Origin of the sequence: Neisseria sp. KEM232, assembly GCF_002237445.1 — a bacterium.
Taxonomy (GTDB): Bacteria; Pseudomonadota; Gammaproteobacteria; order Burkholderiales; family Neisseriaceae; genus Neisseria.
On sequence record NZ_CP022527.1, the window covers coordinates 888,553 to 913,634 of the forward strand.

The window sequence follows — 25,082 nt, forward strand, 5'->3', positions numbered from 1 at the left end:
TTGGGAAGTTTGTGTGTTCGGGTTGGAAGGAGACGTTTCAGGTTTCAGACGGCCTGTCAGGCTTGGCGGATTTCGCGCAGCAGTTTGTCGAAAAAACGTCCCTGCCGCACTAGCTGCGCCGCCTCGTCGTGCCGCTTGTCGGCAAATGCCTGATGCAGTTCGGCAAACAGTTTTTCTGCTTCGGCGGCGATCTCGTTTTCCAGATTTTTCAGCGCGGCGGCTTCGTTTTCCATCTGTGCTTCCATCAGCGTTTCGCGCCATTCCATCTGCTGCATCAGAAATTCGGGCGCAAACGAAGTATGTTCGGGCGCGTCGGCGTCGATGCCCTGCTCTTTGAGCAGGTAGGCGGCGCGATCGATGGGGCTTTTCAGCGTGCGGTAGGCTTCGTTGACGGTGGCCGACATCATCACGGCCTGCTTCTGTTCAAACGCGGATGCGGCGGCAAAACGATCGGGGTGGAAACGCGCGGCCAGCGTGCGGTAGCGGCTTTCCAGCGTATCTTCGTCAAGCGTAAAGCCTGCGGGTAGATTGAACAATGTAAAGTATTGGTTCATAAAAATATATAGTGAAACAAAATAGAAAATCTACGGCGTTGCTGTGCCTTGCCGTATTACTCATGCTGTCTGCGGCTTGCTGCCTTGTATCTTTCCTATTTTGTTTCACTATTTTTGCCGTTTCAGACAGCCTTGTATATAATCCGCCGTCCGTAAAACAAAAGGAAAATCAAATGAGTGCGAAAGTGCAGCACAATAAAGGCAAAATCCGCGACAATGCCTTAAAAGCCCTGGTGAAATCCAATTTGTTCCGCCACAAAACGGAGCGGAAGAAAAAAGGCAAAGGCAGCTACCACAGGCAGTCTGCTAAAAAATGGCGGGACGGTTTTGAAAACTGTCCCGTCTTTTTTGCGCGTCTCAAACGTGGAAACTCTCGCCACAGCCGCATGATTCTTTGACATTCGGGTTTTCAAATTTGAAACCTTCCTGCAAGCCTTCTTTGGTGTAATCCACCTGCGTGCCGTCGAGATAAACCAGACTTTTGGGGTCGATGAACACTTTGGCGCCGTGCTCTTCAAATACCATGTCTTCGGCGGCGGGCTCGTCGACAAATTCGAGGTTGTAGGCCATACCCGAGCAGCCGCTGGTTTTTACGCCCAAGCGCACGCCGATGCCTTTGCCGCGTTTGGTCAGGTAGCTGTTGATGTATTTGGCGGCGTTTTCTGTGATGGTAATCATGTTTTTCCTTTGCTTTGTTTTTCAGACGGCCTTTCGGGTTTTAGAGGCCGTCTGAAACGGTTTGTTTAGCCCATGCGACTGCGGCGGCGATGGCGGCTTTGGCCTGCGGGCCGTTTTTCCAACAGGTCGAGCCGGTTAAAGCCGCGCCCTGCTGCAAAATATCGGCGGGGTCGGCGGCGGCGAGTTTTTCCGCATCATCCAAACCCATTTGCTGCAAACGCTGCAATACCGTTTTGCCCACGCCTTTCACAGCCAAGAGCGAGACGGTTTGCGCTTCGGTAAAAGGCATAAATGCTCCCGATTCGGTTTCAGACGGCCTCTGTCGTCGGCCAAGGCTTAGGCCGTTACCGCTTCTTTTTTCTTGCGGTAGTCGGCTACAGCGGCTTTTACCGCATCTTCGGCCAGAATCGAGCAGTGGATTTTTACGGGCGGCAGCTCCAACTCTTCGGCGATGTCGCTGTTTTTAATCGCCAAAGCATCGTCGAGACTTTTGCCTTTGACCCATTCGGTAATCAGGCTGGAAGAGGCAATGGCCGAGCCACAGCCGTAGGTTTTGAATTTGGCATCTTCGATGATGCCCTCATCGTTCACTTTAATCTGCAAACGCATTACGTCGCCGCAGGCCGGTGCGCCGACCATGCCGGTGCCGACCGAGTCGTCGCCTTTGTCGAACGTGCCGACGTTGCGGGGGTTTTCGTAATGGTCAATTACTTTGTCGCTGTATGCCATGATGTGGTTTCCTTGTGTATTTGCGTTTGTTGACAATATGTTGTCGTTTCGCTTGGTTTCAATCCGGTTGGTTTCAGACGGCCTCATGAAGGTGGGTAGAGGCCGTCTGAAAGGCTTATTCCTGTTTCTGCAAATTGTATCGGCTGTTTTCTTTAAAGCCGCTCTGCTCTGCCGCGAGCATTTGCACATAGCCCTCGGCCACGAAAAAACGTGCTTGAGCGGCGTGTTCGTCTAGCTTCACGATGCTGCCGTCGCCCTCCCATGTAAAGCTGCCTTTTTCTACCGTTTTCAGCGGCTCTTTGCCGCCTTGCGAATCGGTGGTCAGGATATAGGTTTTATCGTCATTGAGCTGCAAAGTAACGAGGTTTTTGCTGCAATCGGCGCAGGGCAACGCTCCTTGATAAATACCCGGCCAGTCGAGCGAGTTTTCGGCATTGTGGCCGTCTGAAACGGCTTCTGCCGATGTTTCCGACGCATTGCTTGCGGCTGAAGCGGTTTGCGTCGGTACGGAAGCGGCTGCGTTATCGGGCTGATGGTTTTCCGCCTGGCCGCCGCAGGCTGCCGAAAGCAGCACGGCGGCAAGGGCGGAGAGTTTGGTAGAAAGTAATGGTTTCATTTTTACTGTATCGGGTTAAGAGCGTTTCAGACGGCCTGAGTCATTCGCCGTGCCATTCGATAACGGGCTTTTTATGTTTGGCTGCACACTCGTGTAAAAACGAATGAATCAGGACTTGATACGGCACACCCATTTCTTTCGCCAGATTTTGAAAATAGGCCATATCGGTTTCATCAATGCTGACGAGCACGTTTTTTTTCAACTGCTTGGCGTAGGGGTTTTTGACTGCTTGGCTGAAGTCGTATTCGGACTGCATGACTATCTCCTGTTCCTATACTGTTTGTTCTCATTGGTGGTGGCACGACGCGCGGAAATGATGCGGATATTATCTCCGCGTTCACAATGTACGACCACCAAAACCCGCAAGGATTCGCTCATGCCTAAAAGAACAAAGCGGTCTTCGTCGTCAGAATGCTCGGTATCGGCAATCAACAAAGCGTTTTCATCCCAAAAGACTGTAACTGCCTCTTCAAATGAAACACCGTGCTTTTCCAAATTAAGCGAAGCCTTTACCGAATGCCATTCAAACCCTTCAATCATCAATGCGCTGCCCACTCGATCGAGTTCAAATCGATGCCTTCTTTAAACATTTCCCACAGGGGCGACAGCTCGCGCAGTTTGCCGATTTTGGACTTAATCAACTCGGCGGCGTAGGCGGCTTCTTCTTCGGTGGTCATGCGGCCGAAGGTGATACGCAGTGATGAGTGTGCCAATTCGTCGTTGCGGCCGAGTGCGCGGAGTACGTAGCTGGGTTCGAGGCTGGCGGAAGTGCAGGCGGAGCCGCTGGATACGGCCAGCTCTTTAACGGCCATAATCAGGCTTTCACCTTCGACGAAGTTGAAGCTCACGTTCAGATTGTTGGGCGCACGGTGTTCGAGGTCGCCGTTGATGTACACTTCTTCGATGCCTTCGATGCCTTTGAGGAAGATGTCGCGCAGTTTCAGGTAATGCGCGGTGTCTTGCTCAAGCTCTTCTTTGGCGATGCGGAAGGCTTCGCCCATGCCGACGATTTGGTGCGTGGGCAATGTGCCGCTGCGGAAGCCGCGCTCGTGGCCGCCGCCATGCATTTGCGCTTCGAGGCGCACGCGCGGTTTACGGCGTACATACAATGCGCCGATACCTTTGGGGCCGTACACTTTGTGGCCGGACATGGAAAGCAGATCAACTTTGGCGGCTTCTACGTCAACGGGTACTTTGCCGCAGGCTTGGGCTGCGTCAACGTGGAAAATGATTTTGCGTTCGCGGCAGATTTCGCCGATGGCGGGAATGTTTTGCACCACGCCGATTTCGTTGTTCACCCACATTACGGAAACCAAAATGGTGTCGTCGCGGATGGCGGCTTTCAATACTTCAAGGTCGATCAGGCCGTTTTCCTGTACATCAAGATAGGTTACGTCGTAGCCCTGACGCTCGAGTTCGCGCATGGTGTCGAGTACGGCCTTGTGCTCGGTTTTGACGGTGATTAAATGTTTGCCTTTGCTTTTGTAAAAATGCGCCGCGCCTTTGATGGCGAGGTTGTTGGACTCGGTTGCGCCGCTGGTGAAGACGATTTCTTTCGGGTCGGCGTTAATCAGTGCGGCGATGTTGGCGCGGGCTTGGTCAACAGCTTCTTCGGCCACCCAGCCGAAGCTGTGGCTGTTGGAGGCGGGATTGCCGAAAGTTTCGGTGAGGTAGGGAATCATTTTTTCGGCAACGCGTTTGTCAACCGGAGTGGTGGCGGCGTAATCGAGGTAAACGGGGGTTTTGACGGTCATGGTGTGGTCTTTCTGATGTTTGTGTGTCGGGTTCAGTTTATATGGGTGAGGTTGATGACTTTGCCGGAGTGGTGGTCTTTTTGGCTGAGCACGCTTTGCAGGGTGACGCTGCTTAAGTATTGGTTGATGGTGCGGTTCAGGTTTTCCCACAAATCGTGGGTCAGGCAGGGGGTGCCGTTGTGGCAGTTGGCTTTGCTGCTGCATTGCGTGGCGTCGAGCTTGTCTTCTGCGGCAGTGATGATTTGGGCGATGCTGATTTGGCCGGCGTCTGCCGCCAGTACATAACCGCCGCCGGGGCCGCGTATGCTGTCTACCAGCCTGGCGCGGCGCAGTTTGCCGAAAAGTTGTTCCAGATAAGAGAGCGAGATGTTTTGGCGCTCGCTGATGTCGTTTAGTTTGACCGCGCCGTTTTGCGCGTGCATCGCCAAATCAAGCATGGCGGTAACGGCGAAGCGTCCTTTGGTAGTCAGTCGCATGGCGGTTTCGTGATGTTATGTTTTGTAGACGCGATTGTGCTATAGTTGAGTGAATCGGTCAAGTATTTGAGGCTTGTTTGACGATAGTCAAGGCTTGGCTAAATTTTAAATGATATGTGTTTGCGTTCTCTTGTTTATTTCGATAGAGTGCGCGGTTTTGCGGCTTTCTGCAAAAGGCCGTCTGAAAATCCGGTATTGCCTGCCGATGTGTGAGGGGATGCCGTTTTCGGGAATGCAGATAACGAAGGAAAAGGAACAAAACAATGCGTGATTTAAGCAAAATGACCTGCATCGAAGATTTGCGCCGCGTGGCGAAATTCAAAATGCCGAAGATGTTTTACGACTACATCGACTCGGGCTCGTGGACGCAGCACACCTACCGCGCCAACAGCACCGATTTCGAGCCCATCCAGTTCCGCCAGAAAGTGCTGGTAAATATGGAAGGCCGCTCGTTGGAAAGCGAGATGATCAGCCAGAAAGTGAAAATGCCGCTGGCCATCGCGCCGACCGGTTTTACCGGCATGGCCTGGGCCGACGGCGAAATCCTCGCCGCGCGGGCGGCCGAGAAATTCGGCGTGCCGTTTTCCCTGTCCACCATGTCCATCTGCTCGATTGAAGACGTGGCCGAAAACACCTCCGCGCCGTTTTGGTTCCAGCTTTATGTGATGCGCGACCGCGAATTTATGGAAAACCTGATCAAGCGCGCGCAGGATGCCAAATGCTCCGCCCTGATTCTCACCGCCGATTTGCAGGTACTCGGCCAGCGCCACAAAGACATCAAAAACGGCCTGTCCGCGCCGCCCAAGCCCACCATCATGAACTGCATCAACCTGGCAACCAAATGGGAATGGTGCTGGAACATGCTGCACACCGAGCGCCGCACCTTCCGCAACATCGTCGGCCATGCCAAAAATGTCGGCGATTTGTCTTCGCTTTCCTCTTGGACATCCGAGCAGTTCGACCCGCGCCTGTCGTGGGACGACGTTGCCCGCATCAAAGACTTGTGGGGCGGCAAACTCATCATCAAAGGCATTATGGAGCCCGAAGACGCCGAACTGGCCGTCAAACACGGCGCGGACGCCATCGTCGTGTCCAACCACGGCGGCCGCCAGCTCGACGGTGCCCCCTCGTCCATCCATGCCCTGCCAAATGTCGTGCAGGCCGTCGGCAGCCAAACCGAAGTCTGGCTCGACAGCGGCATCCGCAGCGGCCAAGACATGCTTAAAGCCTGGGCGATGGGTGCGCGCGGCTTCATGACCGGCCGCGCCTTCCTCTACGGCTTGGGCGCATACGGCGAAGACGGTGTGCGCCGCGCCCTCGAAATCATGTACAACGAAATGGACGTCACCATGGCCTTCACCGGCCACCGCAACCTGTCCGAAGTGGACAGCAGCATTTTGGTGGGCGGCACCTATCCGCTGCCGACCCGCTGATTGTCCGAATGGCAAAAAGGCCGTCTGAAAAAGCCCGAACAGGTTTTTCAGACGGCCTTTTCTTGTTTCTGCCGCTTTTCGTTAGGAAAACGGCAAACCGAGCCGGAAGAGGGCGGCAGGGTAGGAAATGGCGTGCCGGTGCGGCGTGCCTTATATAGTCAAACAAAATAAAAAATATCCAACAAAGCCTGATCAAAAGACAAACAGCCGGACATCACTTTCCTCAGGTGCCGTTTGATATTCGCCCACACCTTTTCTATCGGGTTCAACTCAGGCGAATATGGCGGCAGCGGCAGAATGATATGTCCTTCCCTCTGCGCCATTTCACGTGTTAGAAAAGTTCGCGTTATTTACACCACAGGTTGAGAAAAATAAGCCTGCAGCACTTCAAAGGGCGTATCCCCTTTCAGGCTGCTGTGGGGCTTGACGGTATTGTAGAAATTCACAAAACGGCACAGCTCTTTTTGCCCCAAGACTTCCTGCTTTTTCTAGAAAAATTTTCCGCCGAAGCGGCAAAGGGCGGCCTCACCAACGCAAGCCTGCCCGAATTCCTCGCCGCAATGGCAGGCTGGATAGAAGACATGGACGGCTACTACACCAATATGAACCAACCCTTTTGCGACGGCGAAACCCTCACTTGGCGCACACTGGCCGACATCCTCTGCGCGGCGGCGGTGTACGAATAAAGGCCGTCTGAATTTGGCCGTCTGAAAAACCTGCTTCGCAGGTTTTTCAGACGGCCTTTTCGCGTTGTGCCGCCGTTTACAGCCCGCCGTAGGAGTGCAGGCCGCTGAGGAACATGTTGACGCCGACGAAGGCGAAGGCGGTTATCAGCAGGCCGACAATCGCCCACCAGGCAAGGATTTTGCCGCGCCAGCCGGCAACGAGGCGCAAGTGCAGCCAGACGGCGTAGTTGAGCCAGACGACAAACGCCCAGGTTTCTTTCGGGTCCCAGCTCCAATAGCGTCCCCATGCGTCGGCCGCCCACAGTGCGCCGAGGATGGTGGCGAGGGTGAAGAAGAGGAAGCCGACGGCGATGGCTTTGTACATGATTTCTTCGATGAGGGCGGAATCGGGCAGGCGGCGGGGGGTGTCGGCTTCTTCGGCGCGGATCGCCAAAAGCTGCGCCACACCGAGCATGGCGGCGATGCAGAAGGCACCGTAGCCGATGAAGTTGGCGGGGACGTGGATTTTCATCCACCACGATTGCAGGGCGGGGATGAGGGGCTGGATCTGCTGGGCGTTGCGGCTGAGGCTGTACCAGAGGACGAAGCAGACGACGCCGGCCATGAAGAGGTAGACGAAGCCGCCGAGTTTCTGTACGGCAAAGCGGCTTTCGTAGTACCAGTACATCAGGGCGCAGATGACAAGGAAGAGGATGAAGACTTCGTAGAGGTTGGACACGGGGATGTGCCCCGCGCTGCCGAGGATGAGGTAGCTTTCGTGCCAGCGCACGAGCAGGCCGGTGAAGCCGGCCAGTGCGGAGAGCCAGCCGAAGGCGGTGGCCATGCCCAGGAGGGTGTTGCTCTGCCGTTGTTGGCGCACGGCGATGAGGCCGCCTGAAAGATAGGCGAAGAGGGCGCAGAAGATGAGGGCGCACTGCCACATGATGGCGGACTGGCTGCTGAGGAAGTAGCGCAGCAGGAAGCGGTCGTGGTTGGCGAAGTCGCCGCCGTAGAGGGCGACACCGCCGTAGGCCAGAGCCAGGGCGAGGGGGACGAACCAGCGCAGGGGCTTGAAAAACCAGCCGATGGCGGCGGCGGCGGCGGCGCTGAGCCAGAGCATGACGGTTTCGTAGCCGTCCATGCGGTACGGCAGGCTGTATTGGGCGAAGGCGGCGACGGCGAACATCAGGGCGGCATAGAGCCAGTCGGCGGCGGAGAGGGTCTGCCAAACGGTGTGTTGCGCGAGCAGGCGGTGTTCGGGGACGGGGGAGTCAGTGGGGCGTGTCATGGTTCAGGTCCTCGGCAAGCTGTTGCAGGTTTGCCAGATGGGCGGGAAATTCGGTTTTCAGGTCGCGCTCGTGGCGGTTGGACGACATGGCGAAGCGGATTTGTCCGCCGTCATACAGCAGCCAGGCGCGTTTTTCGCGGATATAGAACATGAATACCGTGCCGAGCACCAGCAGCAGGGAGCCGAGGTAGACCAGTGAGGCGCCGGGCGATTTGGTCATTTGCAGGCCGGAGGAGCGGACTTCTGTGAAGCCGTCCAGTTGCAGCAGCACGGGGGCGGGGTATTCGGTGAGGCCGGTGTAGGCGTCCATGGCGGCGAGCAGGTAGCGTTTGTGCGCTTCGTCGTCCATAGGCGGCAGGTTTTGTTTTTTCAGGGCTTCGTCGAGTATGGGGCGGGCGCCGGCGAAGAGCATTTGGTAGAAATATCCGTTCATTTTGTCGCGCTCGTTTTCGGGAACGGCGGTTTGCACGAAGCGGTCGAGTTCGAGATAACCGCCGCGCGCGAAGAGGGCGAGGGTGTTTTCCACGGCGGTGGCAAACTGGGCGCGCACGGCCTCGGGCGCGGCCTGGGCGGCATCGGCGGCGGTACGGCGGCGCAGGGTTTCGTCGTTCATCAGTTCGCGCCAGAGCATAAAGGTGTCGATGTTGTTTTTGCCGTCGGCGGGAATGCGCAGCCAGCGGTATTGCTGCTCCAAGCCCGAGCGCGTGCCGGTGACGAAAAACAGGCCGTCTTCCTGTTTGACGGGCAGCATGTAGTTTTTGAATTCGACGGCCTGCCCGGCTTTGTCGCGCAGGCGGTAGATGATGCTGGGGCCGAGGTTGGTGAATTTTTTGTCCTGGCGCACGCTGCGCACGTCGTTGATTTTGCCTTGGAGGCCGTCTGAAGCCTTTTCAGACGGTCTGCCCATGTCTTCGACATTGGTGGAGGCGAATTGGTCGAGTTCGAGCGCGTATTTCTGTTCGCCGCCCATATTGAGCGGGAAGGTGTTCATCGAGCGGCCTTTCAGCTCGGCGAAGCGGCTGCTGGCGGAGGCGAGATTCCAGGCTTTGAAGGCGACGTCGGAGCCGCCGTCGGCAAAGCTGGCCTGATAGATGGTGACGCCGTGCAGGGTGTAGGGATGGTTGACGCGCACGGTGTGCGTTTCGCGTTTGCCGCTGGCTTTGTCGGTGATTTCCAGCTCGCTGGCAAAATCGCTGGGCATGCCCGTGTGGTAGAAGTCGATATTGAATTTTTTCAGTTTCACGGCAAAGGGCAGCTTCTGCACCAGCATGCCTTTGTCGGCGTTGAGAAACACCACGTCGGCTTCCTGTCCCTCGCTGAGGCTGACATTGCCGCGAAACGACAGGTTGCCCGCGCCCAGCACGCTTTGCGGCTTGAAATCGCGGGCGAAAACGGCGGCATCGTCGGGGACGATTCTGCCCGTGAGCATGCCGATTTTCAGCAGCAGGTTGCTGTCGATCAGGCCGCCGACGCAGATAACGATAACTGCCAGATGGGCGAAAATATAGCCCCATTTGTTCATCGCCCCTTTTTTCGCCGCCACCAGCACCGAGCCGTCTTCGCGCGCGCTCTGTTTGACGGCGAAACCCTGCACGGCGAAATAGCGTGCCGCCACTTCGGGGGCAACCGCGCTTTCCAGCAGCGCGCTGTGTTTCATCGCCGCGAGCGAGCGTTTGGAAGCTTTCAGGCGGAAAGAGCGCATTTCTCGCCAAAACGGCGGCACGTTGCGCCACAGGCACAGGCCGGTACTGAGGACGAGAAACAGCATGATAACGACGAACCAGCCCGAGGCGTACACGTCGTAAAGGCCGAGGAACTCGAAAATCTTCGCCCAAAACGGGCCGAACTTGACGATGTAGTCCGCCGGCGCCTGGTTCTGCTGCAATACCGTGCCGATCACCGAAGCCACCGCCAGCACGCACAGCAGCGCCACGGCAAAGCGCATGGAGCTTAGAAAGGCAAACCACGGGCGGCGGATAAGGGGGATTTTTTCGGAACGGGTCATTTTGAAGAGAGGGAAGGGACAGGCGGGAAACGGAAGGCGCGGATTTTACTACAAACCGGGCTGCCGATACGCTGGACGTAGCGGCAGCCCGATGTCTGATTGACCGAATCAATCGCAGCTGTTTTCAGACGGCCTCCTGCAGCGCAAGAGGCCGTCTGAAAACCAAGATGCCGTCTGAAAGCCGCGTTTTGCAAAAAACGCGGCTGCTGCGGTTTGGGGTGTGTCGACATTTGGCTTGCGAAGCGGTTTTTTGAAGAAAATTCGCGAATGCAAGGAAAAGAGCACAGCAGAATTGGACATCTGCGGGCATTTTTGACGCGGCAGGCGTGGATTTTTACCAAAAATACCGCTGCAGAGCCGAATGTCAACACACCCTAGTGCAGGCCTTGGATGAAGTTGGCTACAGCGTTGATTTCTTCTTCCGACATGCGTTTGACGATGTCTTCCATCATGCCGTTCGGGCTGGTACGCTGGCCGGATGCGTAGGCTTTGAGCTGGGTGACGGTGTAGTCTTTGTGCTGGCCGCCCAGTCGGGGATAGGCGTTGACATCGGTGCCGCCGCCGACCATACCCGCGCCGCTGGGGCCGTGGCAGGACATACAGGCGGGCAGTTTTTTGCCGGCGAGGCCGCCGCGGTAAATCTGCGCGCCGAGTTTGAGGTTGTCTTTCGGATTGGCTTCGCCCGATTTGGGGGTCTGCGTGGCGTAGAAGGCGGCAACGTTGGCGATATCCTGCTCGCTGAGGCTCATCACCATCGGCTTCATCGCCGCCGCGCCGCCGGTGGTGCGCTTGCCGTCTTTGATGGCCGCTGTTTCCACGGCGATGTATTTCGCGTGCTGCGCCGAGAGTTTCGGATAGGTGGAAATACCGCTGTTGCCGTCGGCGGCATGGCACGCCGCGCAGACGGTTTGGGCAATCTGCTTGCCTTTGGCCACGTCGGCCTTGGGCGCGGCAAAAGCCGTACCGGCGGCCAGTGCCAGAGTCAGTAGGGTTAAACGTTTCATGGAGGCTCCTGATTGCAGCATTGCGGTATCCGCAACACCCTTTTTTCTATATTTTCGATACTCGATACGCGGCGCTTTTTTACCGCTGCGTTAAACCGTTGGTCTGCAAACGTGGTATTCTATACCAAATTTAACTATTTTTTCCATAGTTATGAACTTATTTCAAAACGCAAAATTCTTCACTACGGTCAACCATTTGAAAGACCTGCCCGACACGGGCGCGGAAATCGCCTTCGTCGGCCGCTCCAATGCGGGCAAGTCCAGCGCCATCAACACGCTGTGCAACCATGTGCGGCTGGCCTATGTGTCGAAAACGCCCGGGCGCACGCAGCACATCAATTTTTTCGAGCTGGCCGACGGGCATTTCATGGCCGATTTGCCGGGCTACGGCTACGCGCAGGTGCCCGAAGCGGTGCGGCGGCACTGGGTGGCGCTGCTGGGCGACTATCTGCGCACGCGCCGCCAGCTGGTCGGGCTGGTGCTGATTATGGACTGCCGCCATCCGCTCAAAGAGCTGGATATGCAGATGCTGGATTTCTTTGCCGAAACCGGCCGTCCTGTGCATATCCTGTTGTCCAAAGCGGACAAATTATCTAAGAACGACCAAATCAAAACCTTGTCTTCTGTCAAGAAAGCGTTAAAACCGTTTTCCGAGCGGCAGGAGGTGACGGTGCAGCTTTTTTCCAGCCTGAAAAAGCAGGGCATGGCGGAAACGGAAGCGGTTGTCGCGGGCTGGTTCGCGCGTTTGAACGAAGGGCAGGCGCAAGAACCGCAGAAACCTGCAAAACCGGATTGAAACTGTCCGCAGGAGGCCGTCTGAAACGCTTTCAGACGGCCTTTTTTCTTGGTGTGCGGTTTGAAAGCCGTGCGGCGGCTGTTTTCAGACGGCCTACTCGGCCATCTCGCCGTCTATCAAACGGTAAAGCTCGGCGAAATCGGGTTCGCCGACAAAGGTTTTCAGCACCCTGCCCTCTTTGTCGACCAGAAAAGAGGTGGGATATACCGCCGTGCCGAAGGCGCGGGCGGCGGCTTTGTCGGCGTCGTACACCACGGTGAAATCCATGCCGCGCTCTGCGGCGTAGGTTTTCACGCTCTCGAGCGGGTCGTAGGGTTCGGCGACGGCGAGGATTTGGAAGCCGTCGCGGTTTCGGTAGTCGTGCGACATTTTCACGATTTTCGGCATTTCCGACACGCAGCCGGGGCAGGAGGGAAACCAGAAATTGATAAAGGTGACCTTGCCGCGCAAAGCGGCGTCGGACACGGTTTTGCCGTGCAGATCAGGCAGCGAGAAGGCGGGGGCGGGCGTACCCGAAGGAATCAGGATAAAGGCCAGCAGGCCGCAGACCAGCGCGGCGGCGGCGAAAACGGCGGTTTTTTTCATGAGCGGAACATCTGTTGCAGGGTTTGGAAGACGGCGGCGGGAAACTCGGTGCTGCGGCCGTCTGAAACGGGCACGAGGGTGACATCGGCCTGCGCGGAGGTTTTGCCGCTGTCGGCAAAGGAGACAATCTGGCGGATAACGGCCAGACGCGGCTCGACGGTTTTGACGCGGTTGCGCACGGTAAGCACGTCGCCCGCCACCGCGCTGCGGCGGTAGCGGATATCGACGCGGGCGACGACTATCTGCACGCCTGCCAGCCCGCCGAGCAGGCCGTGCTGTTCGAAAAAGTGCCAGCGCGCTTCTTCGAGAAATTCGAGGTAGCGCGCGTTGTTCACATGGCCGTAGCCGTCGAGGTGGTAGCCGCGTATGCGGAAAACGGCGTCTTCCATCTCAGTGCGTTTCAAAGGGCACGAAGCTTTCGCGCGCCAGCGGTTCGGCAGACAGGTCGGTAACGAGGGAGGCGGGGCGGATGTCGAACCATTCGGCGAAAATGTCGGGATGGAGATCCGGCCACAGGCTTTCGTCTTCGCACCAGTCGGCCAGTTCGGCGGCGAAAATCTCGGCGGCGCGGTGTTCGATGATGTCCCAAACATCGTCGGCATGGTCGCACGGATCGGTAAGGTAGGCGTTGGCGTCGGCCTGCAAATCTTCGAGGGTGACATCCCTGACACCGACCGAGTGCAGCCAGTGCAAAAAGGGCTCTTGCGGAATCAGAAGAAAGGCGCTGCGGTTGACTTCATACATGGTTTTGCTCCTTGGTAAACAGCGGGAATGACGTTTCCGAAAGCGGGGCTTCAACAAAGTGAAAGCGTTTCAGAAGGCCTTTTCGGTTTCGCTCCACCCGGCATACGGGTGTTTGCTCAGATAGGCGTTGGTAAAGCGGCCGTCGGAGGTGATTTCGCGGCCGAGCCAGGCGGGGCGGGGAAAGGCGGCGTCTTCGGCGGGCAGCTCGATTTCGGCCACGACCAGCGGCGCGTTGTCGCCCGCGTATTCGTCGATTTCAAAGGTAAAGCCGTCGCGGCGGATTTCGTAGCGGCGCTTTTCCATACGGAACGGGCACATGGTGTGCAGAACCTCCCGCGCGTGCGCTAGTGGGATTTCATACTCGAATTCGCTGCGCGTCACGTCGGAAATATAGCCTTTGAGCGTCAGCCACGCTTGTTCGCCGACGATGCGCACGCGGATGGTGCGCTCTTTTTCCACGCTCAGATAACCCTGGCTCAGCAGGAGCGGTTCGCCCGCTTCGGCGCGCCAAAGCTCGTTTGCCAACAAAAAACGGCGTTCGATTTCCACAGTCATTCAGACGGCCTCTTTGCTTAAAACGGTTTGAAAACCACCAGATACAGCGCGGCAATCATTGCCAGCACGGGAATTTCGTTAAATACGCGGTACCATTTGTGGCTGCGGCGGTTGCGGTGCGCGGCAAAACCGCGCAGCAGAAAAAAACAGCAGACATGATAGGCGGCGAGAAACAGCCCCAGCGCCAGTTTGCCGTACACCCAGCCCTGCCCCCACCAGCCCGCGGCAAAGGGCACAAGCAGGCCGAACACCAGCGCACCCGCACCCAGCGGCGTCATAAAACGCAACAGCCGCCGCGCCATGTCGAGCAGACGGCGGTATTCGGCCGAACCTGCGTCTGCCTGCGCCAGATTCACATAAATACGCGGCAGGTAAAACAAACCCGCAAACCACGAAATGATGAAAAACAGATGGAGAAACTTAAACCACAAATACATTTTTCAGACGGCCTCCCCCCGAGAGGCGCGCATTATATAGCAGCCCGCCGCGGCCTGCGGCGGCTTTTGCGCTATAATGCGCGCCTTTCAAACCAACCGACAAAAAGGGAAACAAAGTCATGCTCAACCAGTTTGAAATCCACGGCGGCGTGGTGAAAAACCTCAACGCCTTCCTCGCCGAAAAAGCCGTCGATCTGAAAACCGCAATGGACGACGAGGCGCTGAACAAAGAAGTCGCCGCCATCATCCACGCCGGCCTGCCCGGCATGGTGCGCCGCATCTACTCCCTGCAAAAAATGGAAACCTTTTTCTGGGAGAAAAAAGACCTGATGGTGGACTACGTAGCCGCCCGCCTGGAAGCGTCGGCAAAAAAAGCCGAAGCGCGCGAAAAGAAAGAAAAGAAATAAGGTCTGCAATACACAAGGCCGTCTGAAACCCGTTTTTCAGACGGCCTTTTGCCTGCCTGCCGCACTATTGAGGCCGTCTGAAAGCCCGTTTCCCGCCATCACTTCGTCGAGGCTGCGCTTTTGGAAACGCTATCCCCGCGAAGGCGGGGACGGCCTTGTCCAATGTTGCCTTTTGTTAAGCCGCCCGCTATATTCCGCCGCAGACCAAAACATTCATCCTTTAACTACAACTACAAGGAGCACGCCGCCCATGCACCTCATCCGCGCCCTGAGCATTATTTTCGGTTTTCTCGCCGCCGGAGAGGCGGTGATTCATTTCACCGGCCTGCAACTGCCCGGCAGCATCATCGGCATGGCGCTGCTGTTTGCCGCCTTACAGGCCGGCTGGGTGAAAACCGCGTGGCTGCAGGGCGCGGTGGACACGATGATGGCCAATTTGTCGCTGTTTCTCGTACCGCCCTGCGTGGCGGTAATGGAATATCTCGATCTGGTGGCGCGCGACTTTTGGCCGATTGCCGTGTCCACCGTGTTCAGCACGCTGGCGGTAATGTTCGTCACCGGCAAAACGCACGAACTGCTGCGCAAACGCTGATGGATATGCTGCGCCACCCCGCCGTGCTGCTCTGGCTCACCGTCACCGCCTACTGGCTGGTCAACATTGTGCGCGCCCGCACCGGCAACGTCCTCTTCAATCCCGTGATGTGCACCACCGCGCTGGTCATCATCTATCTGAAACTCTGCGGTATCGCCTATCCCGACTACCACCAGGCGGCGCAATTCATCGATTTCTGGCTCAAACCCGTCGTCGTCGGCCTGGCCGTGCCGCTGTATCTCAACTGGGACAGAATCCGCCGCCAGTGGCTGCCGATTATCCTGTCGCAAACCGCAGGCAGCGTCACCGGCATCGTCAGCGCGGTCTACCTCGCCAAACTCGCGGGCGCGGGGCGGGAAACCGTGTTGAGCCTCGCCGCCAAATCGGTCACCAGCCCCATCGCCATCGAAATCACCCGCAGCATCGGCGGCCTGCCCGCCATCACCGCCGCTTCAGTGATTGCCGCCGGCATGATCGGCCAGACGGCGGGCTACCGCATCCTGCAACTGGGCACGGTGAAAAAACCGATGTCGCAGGGCATGTCGGTGGGCGCCGCCTCGCACGCGATGGGCATGGCCGCCTCGCTCGAACGCAGCAAGAAATACGCCGCCTACGCGGGCTTGGGCCTAATCGTCAACGGCGTGCTCACCGCCTTTCTCGTGCCGCTGCTGCTGCCGCTGATGGGTTATTGAACCCTGCCAAACAGCACAGAGGCCGTCTGAAAAAGGCCGTCTGAAACTTTTTCAGACGGCCTCCCGCCATGCCGCTGCGTTAATTTTGCTTTACAATACCGCCCTTTTCCCCCAACCCTCCCCGCGCATGATTCACGACACCCCATCCCCCGTTTCCGACCACGACACCCTGCTGCTCGGCCAATACGCCGAACGCGCCTATCTCGAATACGCCATGAGCGTGGTCAAAGGCCGCGCCCTGCCCGAAGTTTCAGACGGCCAAAAGCCCGTGCAGCGGCGCATTCTCTACGCCATGCGCGACATGGGGCTGACTTCGGGCGCGAAGCCCGTGAAATCCGCGCGCGTGGTCGGCGAGATTTTGGGCAAATACCATCCGCACGGCGACAGCTCGGCCTATGAAGCGATGGTACGCATGGCGCAGGATTTCACGCTGCGCTATCCGCTTATCGACGGCATCGGCAACTTCGGCTCGCGCGACGGCGACGGCGCGGCGGCGATGCGCTACACCGAAGCGCGGCTCACGCCGATTGCCGAACTGCTATTGTCGGAAATCCATCAGGGTACGGTGGATTTTGTGCCCAACTACGACGGCGCGTTTGAAGAACCCGTTACCCTGCCCGCGCGTTTACCGATGGTATTGCTCAACGGCGCGTCGGGCATTGCAGTGGGCATGGCTACGGAAATCCCGCCGCATAATTTAAACGAAGTGACCCAAGCCGCCGTCGCGCTACTGAAAAAACCGCATCTCGACACGGCCGACCTGATGGAATACATCCCCGCGCCCGACTTTGCCGGCGGCGGCCAAATCATCACGCCGGCGGCGGATTTGCGCCAGATTTACGAAACGGGCAAAGGCAGCGTGCGCGTGCGTGCGCGTTACGAAATCGAGCGGCTCGCGCGCGGCCAGTGGCGCGTGATTGTTACCGAGCTGCCGCCGAACGCCAATTCCGCCAAAATCCTCGCCGAAATCGAAGAGCAGACCAATCCCAAGCCCAAAGCGGGCAAAAAGCAGCTCAACCAAGACCAGCTCAACACCAAAAAGCTGATGCTCGATTTAATCGACCGCGTGCGCGACGAGTCCGACGGCGAACATCCCGTTCGCCTTGTGTTCGAGCCGAAATCCAGCCGCATCGACACCGACTCGTTTATCAACACGCTGATGGCGCAGACTTCGCTGGAAGGCAATGTGTCGATGAACCTGGTGATGATGGGTTTGGACAACCGCCCGGCGCAGAAAAACCTGAAAACCATCTTGCAGGGATGGCTGGATTTCCGCGTGGTAACGGTTACGCGCCGCCTGAAATTCCGCCTGTCGCAGGTGCAAAAACGGCTGCACATCCTCGAAGGCCGTCTGAAAGTGTTTTTGCACATCGACGAAGTGATTAAAGTCATCCGCGAATCAGACGACCCCAAAACCGATTTGATAGCCGCGTTCGGCCTGTCAGAAATCCAAGCCGAAGACATTTTGGAAATCCGCCTGCGCCAGCTTGCGCGCTTGGAAGGTTTCAAGCTGGAAAAAGAGCTGGTCGAATTGCGTGAAGAAGAAGGCCGTCTGAACCTGTTGCTTGGCGACGAAAACGAAAAGAAAAAGCTCATCATCAAAGAGATGCAGGCCGACATGAAGCAATACGGCGACGCGCGCCGCACACTGGTGGAAGAAGCAGGCCGCGCCGTACTCACGCAAACCACCGCCGACGAGCCGGTTACGCTGATTCTGTCGGAAAAAGGCTGGATACGCAGCAGAGCCGGCCACAATCTCGATTTGAGCCAAACCGCGTTTAAAGAAGGCGACGCCCTCAAACAAACCCTCGAAGGCCGCACCGTGTGGCCGGTGGTGATACTCGACACACAAGGCCGCACCTACACGCTCGATGCCGCCGAAATCCCCGGCGGACGCGGCGACGGCGTGCCCGTATCTTCATTAATCGAGCTGCAAAACGGCGCAAAACCCGCCGCCATGCTCACCGGCCTGCCCGAGCAGCATTACCTGTTGGCAGGCAGCGGCGGCTACGGCTTTATCGCCAAACTCGCCGACATGGTCAGCCGCAACAAAAACGGCAAAGTGCTGATGACGCTGGAAACGGGCGAAACCGTTTTGCCGCCCGCGGCCTTGTACGCCTCCTCGCTCATCAATCCCGACTGCAAAGTCGTTACTGCCGACAGCGGCAACCGCCTTTTAGCCTTCCCGCTGGGCGAACTCAAAGTCATGCCCAAAGGGCGCGGTTTGCAGCTTACCCCGCTTTCGGACGGCCTCACGCTCGAACACACCGCCGTGGTATCCACGCCCGAATTTGTCGTCGAAACCGTCGGCAAACGCGGCGCGGTGCATCAGGAAAAACTGCGTATCCAAGACATCGCGGGCAAACGCGGCCGCAAAGGGAAAATTTTGGAAGTTTCAGGCCGTCTGAAAGCCATTAAAGCCAAAGATTAACCGCAAATGCCGTCTGAAAAACGGGCGCGGCCGCAATTTGCGACAATGCGCGCACCAAACACAAAAAGGCCGTCTGAAACCTTTTAACTCCGCTTTCAGACGGCCTATACGGAAAAATGCCAAACAACAATATGAAAAACTCCTTCCTCAGCAGAACCGACGACTGGGAAGAGCAGATCGACCGCATCCCGTGGCTCATCAACATCTGCCGCCTCACCATCGTCACCGCCATGACCGCGCTGCACCTGATGGCCATGTTCTCCGACAACGCCGGCCTGCGCAAAATGGTCACCCCCGCCACCTTCTACCTGTGGGCGGCGGTTTACGCAGGCATCACCCTGTTTTCCTTCGTCCGCCCGCACTGGGTGCAGCAGAAAACCGACCGCCTGCCCAACGCCAGCGCCGTCATCGACATCCTGATGATTATGGTGCTCGTCTACCTCACCGGCGGCATCGGCACTGGCATCGGCATCCTCGTGCTGCCCTTCATCGCCACCTCCTGCATGCTCAGCTACGGCCGTTTCCCCGCGCTTTACGCCGGCTTCACCACCCTGTGCATCGTCTGCGTCATGTTCCTCACCGACCAGCTCGTCCTCGACACGCAGCAGTGGGACGGCCGCAACATCGGCACGGGCATAGTCCTCATCGCCGCCTCCTTCGCCGTCGCCTACCTCACCTCCTACAGCGCCAAATTCCTCAAAGCCGCCAACGCCTCCGCGCTCAAACACAAGCGCAACTACAACCGCGTGCGCGGCCTCAACCTGCTGGTGCTCAACCGCGTGCAGGAAGCTGTCATCGTCATCGACCCCGAGCTGAAAGTCTGGCTGTTCAACCGTCAGGCCAAAACCTACTTCCCCGGACTCGCGCCCGAACAGAAAGAGCCGATTTTCGAAGACCTGGCCGGACGCTGGCTCTACAACCCCGACCGCCCCTTCGAAACCGACATCCACCTGCACCAGCATTCGATGCACGTGCGCGCCGTGCCGCTGGTTCAGGAAGACGGCCAGCTCCTCATGCTCTTCGTGCGCTCGCTGCGCGAAATCGCCGCCGAAGCGATGGCCACCAAACTCGCCTCGCTCGGCCAGCTCACCGCCAACCTCGCCCACGAAATCCGCAACCCCATGTCGGCCATCCGCCATGCCAACGACCTCTTGCAGGAAGGCGTGGAAGACCCGATGAGCCGCAAGCTGCACGGCATCATCGACGGCAACATCCGCCGCATCGACAAAATGCTCGAAGAAGTGTCGATGCTCAACAAAAAAGACAACCTCGGCCGCGAACACATAAACCTGATGAAATTCTGGCTGGCGTTCAAACAGGAATTCACCCTCAGCAATCCCGACGCGGTGCACTGCATCAAAATGGAAATGCAGGGCAAACAGCTGGCCGTCACCGCCGACCCGATGCACCTGCAGCAAATCATGTGGAACCTGTGCAACAACGCCTGGCGGCACAGCAAAAAAGACGAAAGCGCCATCCGCGTGCTGATACGCCCCAGCGGCAAACTCAACATTTCGATAGTGGTGTCCGACAACGGCGCAGGCGTGCCGCCCGACATCCGCAACCAACTCTTCGAGCCCTTCTTCACCACCGAAAAAACCGGCACCGGCCTCGGCCTCTACGTCGCCCGCGAACTGGCACACGCCAACCTCGGCCAGCTGCACTACCACCCCGAAATGAACGGCTTCGAGCTCATCCTTCCGAAGGACAACAACCATGAAGAACAGTGACCTGCAACACCCCGTACTGGTCGTAGACGACGAAGCGGACATCCGCGACCTGATGGAAATGACCCTGATGAAAATGGGGCTGCGCGTCGACACCGCCGTCGGCGTGGAAGACGCCAAAGACAAGCTGGAAAACAGCGACTACTCGCTGGTGCTCACCGACATGCGCATGCCCGACGGCTCGGGACTGGAAGTCGTCCAGCACATCAACCGCCTGTCGCTGGACACGCCCGTTGCCGTCATCACCGCCTTCGGCAACGCCGACCAGGCCGTCGAAGCCCTGAAAGAAGGCGCGTTCGACTACCTGCAAAAACCCATCACCCTCTCGCAGCTGCGCTCGCTGGTGAAATCGGCGGTGAAAGTGAACGAACCCGAAGCCGCCGAAACCAAACCCGCAGCGCCCGCTCCGCAGCCCGCGCCGGCCGCGCCCTATATGCCGCCGCCCGTGCCGCCGCGCCCGCAGCCCGTCGCCGCCACGCCCGCCCGTGCGCCCGACGCGCCCAAACCCGTGCGCAAAGGCATTTCCGGCGGCATCGACCGCCCCGTCACCCCGCCCAGCGCCCTCAGCTCCCTGCGCGAACGCTTCCGCAGCGCCACGCCGCAAACCGCGGCCGCATCAGACGCGCAGGCGCCCGCACACCACGAAAACGAAGTCGGCGGCGATGCCGACATGCCCCGCCTGCTGGGCATGTCGCCGCAGATGGTCGAAGTGCGCCACCTCATCCGCCGTCTCGCCGGCAGCGGCGTGCCCGTCTACATCTCCGGCGAATCCGGTTCGGGTAAGGAACAGGCCGCCCGCAGCATCCACGAACTCTCGCCGCGCGCCGACGGCCCCTTTATCGCCGTCAACTGCGGCGCGATTCCCGAAAACCTGATGGAAAGCGAGTTTTTCGGCTACAAAAAAGGCAGCTTCACCGGTGCCGACCAAGACCGCATGGGCTTCTTCCAACACGCCGACGGCGGCACCCTCTTCCTCGACGAAGTGGCCGACCTGCCGCTGGCCATGCAGGTCAAACTGCTGCGCGCCATTCAGGAAAAAGCCGTACGCCGCATCGGCGACGCCAAAGAAACGCCGGTAGATGTACGCATCGTCTGCGCCACCCACAAAAACCTCGAAGCGCTGGTAGAAAGCGGTGCCTTCCGCCAAGACCTTTACTACCGCCTCAACGTCGTCACCCTGCACATGCCGCCCCTGCGCGAAATGCGCGAAGACCTCGGCGGCCTCATCATGCGCATGCTCAACAAACACGGCAACGGCATCCCCGGCGGCTACCGCCTCAGCCCCAAAGCACAGGAAGCCCTGCTCTCGTACAGCTACCCCGGCAACTTCCGCGAACTGGAAAACATCCTCGAACGCGCCGTCGCCCTCACCGCCGGCAGCGTCATCCAAATCGACGACCTGCAAATCACCGCCGGACACGGCCCCCGCCCCGCCGACCTTGCCCCCGCCGCCGCACCGGCAGGCGAAACCCGCGCCCCGCGCCCAGAACCGGCCGCCGAAAGCGAAGAGCTGCCGCCGATGAACTTCGACGCCATGCCGCCCTTCGTCCCCGGCCAAAGCCAGATACAGGAATACCTCGACCTGCTCGAGCGTTCCATCATCGAACAGGCGCTGAACATCACCCGCTACAACCGCACCCAGGCCGCCAAACTCCTCGGCATCAGCTTCCGCTCCATGCGCTACCGCATGGAAAGGCTGAACATCGAATAAGGCCGTCTGAAATCAGGCCGTCTGAAAACGCAGCCCCGACGAAGTGAAAAACACGGCGGGCAAAACGGATCATCCGCAAAGCATCCCACCCCGTCCGCCGCCCAAAAAGGCCGTCTGAAAAAAGGGTTTCCCCCTTCAGACGGCCTCTGTCCGCCAACCACCGCCCCGCTGCCATGCCCAAACGCCTACCCTTCCTGCTCCTGCTTGCCACCCTGTCCGCAGCGCGTGCCGACGAGTTGCCGAACCCCGCCGCACGCTCCGCCCTCAGCCAACCCGACACCCGCTTCGACCTCACCGGCTCCGACGAACTGCCCGCCCCCGCATCCGCACCCGAGAGCAGCGTTTCCCAAAACGGCGGCACCCTCACATGCAGCAACCCCGAAGAACTGCTGCAACACCCCGGCCTGCTGCACCGCGCCCTCTCCTCCTCCGTCATCGCCGCCAACACCGCCGCCATCAAACTCCTCCTGCCCGTCTACCGCCGCCTGCCCGAAGGACAAGACCCCGTCCTGCTCGAGACGGCCGAAGGCATGGCCGCCCAAAGCGACGGCCGCTACCGCGAAGCCGTCAGGCGCCTGCAAAACGCCCGACGCCAAATGCCCGACGCCTTCCTCGTCCGCCTCCGTCTGGCGCAGGCACTGAAAGACGACCGCCGCAACGTCTCCGCACAAGCGCACTACACCAACCTGCTCGCTCCTCCCGACCTCGACCCCCAAACCCGCGCCGCCCTGCAAAGCCAGCTCGACGAAATCCGCAGCCGCAGCCGCTGGACGCCCCGCCTGAGCGCCAACTACACCCGCGACAACAACGTCAACAACGCCGCAAAAGAACACACCCTGCGCTACGGCAACGGCGAATGGACGCTGCCCGCCCCCGAAAAAGCCCGCGGCCTCTCCTACTCCGCCGGCCTCGCCCGCGACTTCAACCTCGCCGACAATCTGCTCCTGCGCAGCGAAACCGACCTCTACGGCAAATTTTATTGGGACAACCACCGCTACAACGATCTCACCGTCCGCACCGCCCTGGGCGCCGCCTACCAAAGCGGCCGCAGCGAAGCCGCCCTGCTCCCCTATTACGAGCGCCGTTGGTACGGTACCGAACCCTACTCCCGCGAAACCGGCCTGCGCGCCGAATGGCAGCGCAGCCTCAGCCCGCGCCACCGCCTCGCTGCCGCCGCCGAATCGGACTACCAGCACTACGACACGCGCAAATTCCTCGAAGGCCGCAACAGCAGCCTGTCCGCCACCTGGATATTCCAACACAGCCCGCGCCAATACTTTACCCTCGGCGCCAACTTCTCCCGCAAACGCGCCCGCACCGACGACGCCTACCACAGGCGCGGCATCCGCGCGTCCGCCGTGCGCGTCTGGGGAAAAGGACTCGGCACCGCCCTCTCCGCCGGCTACGGCCGCCGCTACGACGCCGCCGACTTCCTCGCCATCCGCCGCGACGACAAAGAATACTCCGCCTCCCTCTCCCTCTGGCACAAGCGCCTGAGCCTGTGGGGCGTCACCCCCCGCCTCGTCACCGTGTGGCAGAAAACCACAAGCAACCACCCGCTATACGGCTACCGCAAAGCCAACGCCTACCTGCAAATCAGCAAATCCTTCTGACCCGCCTTTTCAATTCGTCAAAACCATACTTTCAGACGGCCTGATGTTCCGTGAGGCCGTATGAAAGCACGGTTCACAGCCAAAAACGCGGCAGCGTCCAACGCCCTCCGCCGCACACAATGACGGCGCATCCCACCGCCCCGCCTGTTTTCAGACGGCCTCACAGAACATCAGGCCGTCTGAAAGCATAGCCCCCAACGAATCAAAAAACCGAAGCCGCCCGCCGCAAAGATTGCTGTTCCCGACAAAAAACGGCCTGAAACCGCAAAGGTTTCAGGCCGTCCGCACACGGCTTGGTCAGAATGTGTACTGCAAACCTGCGCCGAGGTAGTGGTTGGCTTTCCAAGTGAACTTGTCGCCGTCGGTTTGCGACTCTTTCTTGCGGAAATAGTAGTCGTAGTCGGCACGCAGGGCGAGGTTGTCGGTGAAATTGTAGGTCATGCCCACGCCCACGGTCGGGCGCGCTTTGGTTTTCGAGCTGACTTTTTCGCCGTCGGCATCGGTGATTTTGTGCTTCACGCCCGCCACGCCCGCTTTGCCGAACAGGCGGAATTTGTCGGACACATTGCCGCCGACGGTGGCGCGTGCGCCGTAAGTGTGGTTTTGCGTGCGCACTTCGTCGTTCGAGCCGTCGTCGTAGCGGTAGCGGTGTTTCTGGCCGCCCTGGTAGAAGGCTTCCGCGCCCAAGAGTTCGTTAAACTGCACGCCCGCGCCGACCTGTCCGGCAAAGCGGGTGTCGTGCGCCTGCTCGGTTTCGGCGGCGCTTTCGTATTTATAGCCGTCGCGCAGCGCGCCCAATGTGCCGAACACATAGGGGCGCACGGACGATTTGGCCTGCGGCTCGGGTACGGGCTGCGGTGCGGGTTCGGGCGCCGCAACCGGCTCGGGCTGGCGCTCGGGCATCGGCACGGGGCGCGGAACGTTGTCGGAGAAGCGGTTGTCGCACTGCTGCATGCTGACGCGCACGGGCTGCCCGGCAGCATCGGAATAAACGTTCACCGCCATGTCGGGGCTGTAGGGCACATATTTGCCCTGCAAGGCTCTGGCGACGCCGTCGCGGTTGAATTTGCGGCCGACGCCGATGTCGCACGCGCCCAGCGCGTACTGCGGGCCGAGATCGCGCAGAGTGGCGGTGGCGACGGAGCGCTCGCCTTTGTGCAGCAGCGGTTTTTGATGGGTGGCCGACTGGTAGAAACGCGCCGTGCCGTTTTGAACGGCGGCGTCGCACTCGGCGGCGGTGTCGTAGCCGACGTTGCCGTGCGCGTCGCTGACCATGCCCGCCTGCGCCGATGCCGACATCAGGGCAAGGGCGGAAACGGTGAGGGCGGGAAGAAGTTTCAAATGCTTCATAATCTGTCTCCTGTGTGGGGTAGGGAAACCGCCGCACCGAAAGGCTTCGGTTTTGCGGAGGACTTGCCGGAAGTTTACTATCGGCAGCGTTTTTGCGCGTATCTTGGAACAAAAGGGAAGGCGCACCGACAGGCGGCGCGTTCAGACGGCCTCTGAAGCCCTAAGGCCGTCTCGCGCTGCTGTTGCCGATACGCCAAGCAGGCAGAAAGATTGTCTATAGTGAACCAACACGAAAATCTA

29 protein-coding genes and 1 pseudogene are annotated in these 25,082 nt (G+C 59.0%); 11 read left to right on the forward strand and 19 right to left on the reverse strand.

What is annotated here, in order from left to right:
* Positions 1-56: 56 nt before the first annotated feature.
* Positions 57-554, reverse strand: coding sequence for a Fe-S protein assembly co-chaperone HscB (gene hscB / locus CGZ77_RS04385; RefSeq protein ID WP_009425377.1), 498 nt, complete (start codon positions 552-554; stop codon positions 57-59).
* A 173-nt stretch (positions 555-727) separates the two neighbouring features.
* On the opposite strand from hscB, the gene arfA reads away from it, so the two are divergent.
* Positions 728-952: an alternative ribosome-rescue factor A gene (arfA, locus tag CGZ77_RS04390; RefSeq protein WP_094030970.1), complete on the forward strand. Its 225-nt coding sequence runs from the start codon at positions 728-730 to the stop codon at positions 950-952.
* On the opposite strand, the gene iscA is transcribed toward arfA, so the two are convergent.
* From iscA to iscR, 8 genes are all read right to left on the reverse strand, one after another.
* Positions 912-1,232 carry an iron-sulfur cluster assembly protein IscA gene (iscA, locus tag CGZ77_RS04395; RefSeq protein WP_009425379.1) on the reverse strand — a complete coding sequence of 107 codons (321 nt, stop codon included), beginning with the start codon at positions 1,230-1,232 and terminating at the stop codon, positions 912-914. The genes arfA and iscA overlap by 41 nt on opposite strands.
* A gap of 40 nt (positions 1,233-1,272) precedes the next feature.
* Positions 1,273-1,521, reverse strand: a complete 249-nt coding sequence (locus CGZ77_RS04400) for a recombinase RecA (RefSeq protein WP_094030971.1) — start codon at positions 1,519-1,521, stop codon at positions 1,273-1,275.
* A gap of 47 nt (positions 1,522-1,568) precedes the next feature.
* Complete coding sequence (iscU, locus tag CGZ77_RS04405) at positions 1,569-1,961, reverse strand: Fe-S cluster assembly scaffold IscU (protein WP_036495573.1); 393 nt, start codon at positions 1,959-1,961, stop codon at positions 1,569-1,571.
* 115 nt (positions 1,962-2,076) lie between these two features.
* The gene (locus CGZ77_RS04410; RefSeq protein ID WP_009425382.1) at positions 2,077-2,577 is read right to left on the reverse strand and encodes a copper resistance protein NlpE; all 501 of its coding nucleotides are present in this window, start codon (positions 2,575-2,577) and stop codon (positions 2,077-2,079) included.
* Positions 2,578-2,617: 40 nt separating this feature from the next.
* Positions 2,618-2,833 carry a hypothetical protein gene (locus tag CGZ77_RS04415; protein WP_009425383.1) on the reverse strand — a complete coding sequence of 72 codons (216 nt, stop codon included), beginning with the start codon at positions 2,831-2,833 and terminating at the stop codon, positions 2,618-2,620.
* Positions 2,834-2,835: 2 nt separating this feature from the next.
* Positions 2,836-3,132 (reverse strand): BrnT family toxin, encoded by a 297-nt coding sequence (locus tag CGZ77_RS04420; protein WP_232304372.1) that lies wholly within the window; start codon positions 3,130-3,132, stop codon positions 2,836-2,838.
* Complete coding sequence (locus CGZ77_RS04425) at positions 3,117-4,331, reverse strand: IscS subfamily cysteine desulfurase (protein ID WP_094030972.1); 1,215 nt, start codon at positions 4,329-4,331, stop codon at positions 3,117-3,119. The genes CGZ77_RS04420 and CGZ77_RS04425 overlap by 16 nt, the downstream gene beginning before the upstream one ends.
* Before the next feature lie 32 nt (positions 4,332-4,363).
* The gene (gene iscR, locus CGZ77_RS04430) at positions 4,364-4,807 is read right to left on the reverse strand and encodes a Fe-S cluster assembly transcriptional regulator IscR (protein ID WP_009425386.1); all 444 of its coding nucleotides are present in this window, start codon (positions 4,805-4,807) and stop codon (positions 4,364-4,366) included.
* A gap of 263 nt (positions 4,808-5,070) precedes the next feature.
* Here iscR and CGZ77_RS04435 point away from each other — a divergent pair, with 263 nt between their 5' ends.
* Entirely contained in the window at positions 5,071-6,240 is a 1,170-nt protein-coding gene (locus CGZ77_RS04435; RefSeq protein WP_009425388.1) for an alpha-hydroxy acid oxidase, read from the forward strand.
* A 158-nt stretch (positions 6,241-6,398) separates the two neighbouring features.
* Here CGZ77_RS04435 and CGZ77_RS04440 read toward each other — a convergent pair.
* A pseudogene (locus tag CGZ77_RS04440) lies at positions 6,399-6,584 on the reverse strand (transposase); the annotation flags it as partial.
* A gap of 120 nt (positions 6,585-6,704) precedes the next feature.
* Here CGZ77_RS04440 and CGZ77_RS04450 point away from each other — a divergent pair.
* Positions 6,705-6,926 carry a hypothetical protein gene (locus tag CGZ77_RS04450; RefSeq protein WP_094030974.1) on the forward strand — a complete coding sequence of 74 codons (222 nt, stop codon included), beginning with the start codon at positions 6,705-6,707 and terminating at the stop codon, positions 6,924-6,926.
* Between the two features lie 76 nt (positions 6,927-7,002).
* On the opposite strand, the gene ccsB is transcribed toward CGZ77_RS04450, so the two are convergent.
* From ccsB to CGZ77_RS04465, 3 genes are all read right to left on the reverse strand, one after another.
* Positions 7,003-8,193 carry a c-type cytochrome biogenesis protein CcsB gene (gene ccsB / locus CGZ77_RS04455; RefSeq protein WP_009425572.1) on the reverse strand — a complete coding sequence of 397 codons (1,191 nt, stop codon included), beginning with the start codon at positions 8,191-8,193 and terminating at the stop codon, positions 7,003-7,005.
* Positions 8,177-10,198, reverse strand: a complete 2,022-nt coding sequence (locus CGZ77_RS04460; RefSeq protein ID WP_009425571.1) for a cytochrome c biogenesis protein ResB — start codon at positions 10,196-10,198, stop codon at positions 8,177-8,179. The genes ccsB and CGZ77_RS04460 overlap by 17 nt, the downstream gene beginning before the upstream one ends.
* A 374-nt stretch (positions 10,199-10,572) precedes the next feature.
* A complete protein-coding gene (locus CGZ77_RS04465) occupies positions 10,573-11,202 on the reverse strand; it encodes a cytochrome c (RefSeq protein WP_036495693.1) in 630 nt (209 codons plus the stop codon).
* 151 nt (positions 11,203-11,353) lie between these two features.
* Here CGZ77_RS04465 and yihA point away from each other — a divergent pair, with 151 nt between their 5' ends.
* Positions 11,354-11,998 (forward strand): ribosome biogenesis GTP-binding protein YihA/YsxC, encoded by a 645-nt coding sequence (yihA, locus tag CGZ77_RS04470; protein ID WP_009425566.1) that lies wholly within the window; start codon positions 11,354-11,356, stop codon positions 11,996-11,998.
* 93 nt (positions 11,999-12,091) lie between these two features.
* On the opposite strand, the gene CGZ77_RS04475 is transcribed toward yihA, so the two are convergent.
* The 5 genes from CGZ77_RS04475 to CGZ77_RS04495 all read right to left on the reverse strand — a co-directional run bounded on the left by CGZ77_RS04475 (position 12,092) and on the right by CGZ77_RS04495 (position 14,319).
* A complete protein-coding gene (locus tag CGZ77_RS04475; protein WP_009425565.1) occupies positions 12,092-12,583 on the reverse strand; it encodes a peroxiredoxin in 492 nt (163 codons plus the stop codon).
* Positions 12,580-12,972, reverse strand: coding sequence for a thioesterase family protein (locus CGZ77_RS04480; RefSeq protein WP_094030975.1), 393 nt, complete (start codon positions 12,970-12,972; stop codon positions 12,580-12,582). Before CGZ77_RS04480 ends, CGZ77_RS04475 begins: the two co-directional genes overlap by 4 nt.
* A 1-nt stretch (position 12,973) precedes the next feature.
* Positions 12,974-13,327 carry a hypothetical protein gene (locus CGZ77_RS04485; protein ID WP_009425563.1) on the reverse strand — a complete coding sequence of 118 codons (354 nt, stop codon included), beginning with the start codon at positions 13,325-13,327 and terminating at the stop codon, positions 12,974-12,976.
* Between the two features lie 69 nt (positions 13,328-13,396).
* Entirely contained in the window at positions 13,397-13,882 is a 486-nt protein-coding gene (locus CGZ77_RS04490) for a CYTH domain-containing protein (protein WP_009425562.1), read from the reverse strand.
* Between the two features lie 17 nt (positions 13,883-13,899).
* The gene (locus tag CGZ77_RS04495) at positions 13,900-14,319 is read right to left on the reverse strand and encodes a CopD family protein (RefSeq protein WP_009425561.1); all 420 of its coding nucleotides are present in this window, start codon (positions 14,317-14,319) and stop codon (positions 13,900-13,902) included.
* Between the two features lie 119 nt (positions 14,320-14,438).
* Between CGZ77_RS04495 and CGZ77_RS04500 the strand changes: the two genes are divergently transcribed.
* The 7 genes from CGZ77_RS04500 (at position 14,439) to CGZ77_RS04530 (ending at position 23,492) form a co-directional block, all read left to right on the forward strand.
* On the forward strand, positions 14,439-14,726 hold the full coding sequence (locus tag CGZ77_RS04500; RefSeq protein WP_009425559.1) for a hypothetical protein: 288 nt from the start codon (positions 14,439-14,441) through the stop codon (positions 14,724-14,726).
* 250 nt (positions 14,727-14,976) lie between these two features.
* Positions 14,977-15,318 carry a CidA/LrgA family protein gene (locus tag CGZ77_RS04505; RefSeq protein WP_009425558.1) on the forward strand — a complete coding sequence of 114 codons (342 nt, stop codon included), beginning with the start codon at positions 14,977-14,979 and terminating at the stop codon, positions 15,316-15,318.
* A complete protein-coding gene (locus CGZ77_RS04510; protein ID WP_198142880.1) occupies positions 15,315-16,010 on the forward strand; it encodes an LrgB family protein in 696 nt (231 codons plus the stop codon). Before CGZ77_RS04505 ends, CGZ77_RS04510 begins: the two co-directional genes overlap by 4 nt.
* A 127-nt stretch (positions 16,011-16,137) precedes the next feature.
* A complete protein-coding gene (gene parC / locus CGZ77_RS04515; protein WP_009425556.1) occupies positions 16,138-18,441 on the forward strand; it encodes a DNA topoisomerase IV subunit A in 2,304 nt (767 codons plus the stop codon).
* 131 nt (positions 18,442-18,572) lie between these two features.
* The gene (locus CGZ77_RS04520; RefSeq protein ID WP_036495688.1) at positions 18,573-20,171 is read left to right on the forward strand and encodes a nitrogen regulation protein NR(II); all 1,599 of its coding nucleotides are present in this window, start codon (positions 18,573-18,575) and stop codon (positions 20,169-20,171) included.
* On the forward strand, positions 20,158-21,879 hold the full coding sequence (locus CGZ77_RS04525; RefSeq protein WP_094030976.1) for a sigma-54 dependent transcriptional regulator: 1,722 nt from the start codon (positions 20,158-20,160) through the stop codon (positions 21,877-21,879). Before CGZ77_RS04520 ends, CGZ77_RS04525 begins: the two co-directional genes overlap by 14 nt.
* Before the next feature lie 173 nt (positions 21,880-22,052).
* The gene (locus tag CGZ77_RS04530; RefSeq protein WP_009427026.1) at positions 22,053-23,492 is read left to right on the forward strand and encodes a surface lipoprotein assembly modifier; all 1,440 of its coding nucleotides are present in this window, start codon (positions 22,053-22,055) and stop codon (positions 23,490-23,492) included.
* Between the two features lie 297 nt (positions 23,493-23,789).
* Here the strand turns inward: CGZ77_RS04530 and CGZ77_RS04535 are convergent, their stop codons facing one another.
* Positions 23,790-24,842 carry an outer membrane beta-barrel protein gene (locus CGZ77_RS04535; protein ID WP_009427024.1) on the reverse strand — a complete coding sequence of 351 codons (1,053 nt, stop codon included), beginning with the start codon at positions 24,840-24,842 and terminating at the stop codon, positions 23,790-23,792.
* Between the last annotated feature and the right edge of the window lie 240 nt (positions 24,843-25,082).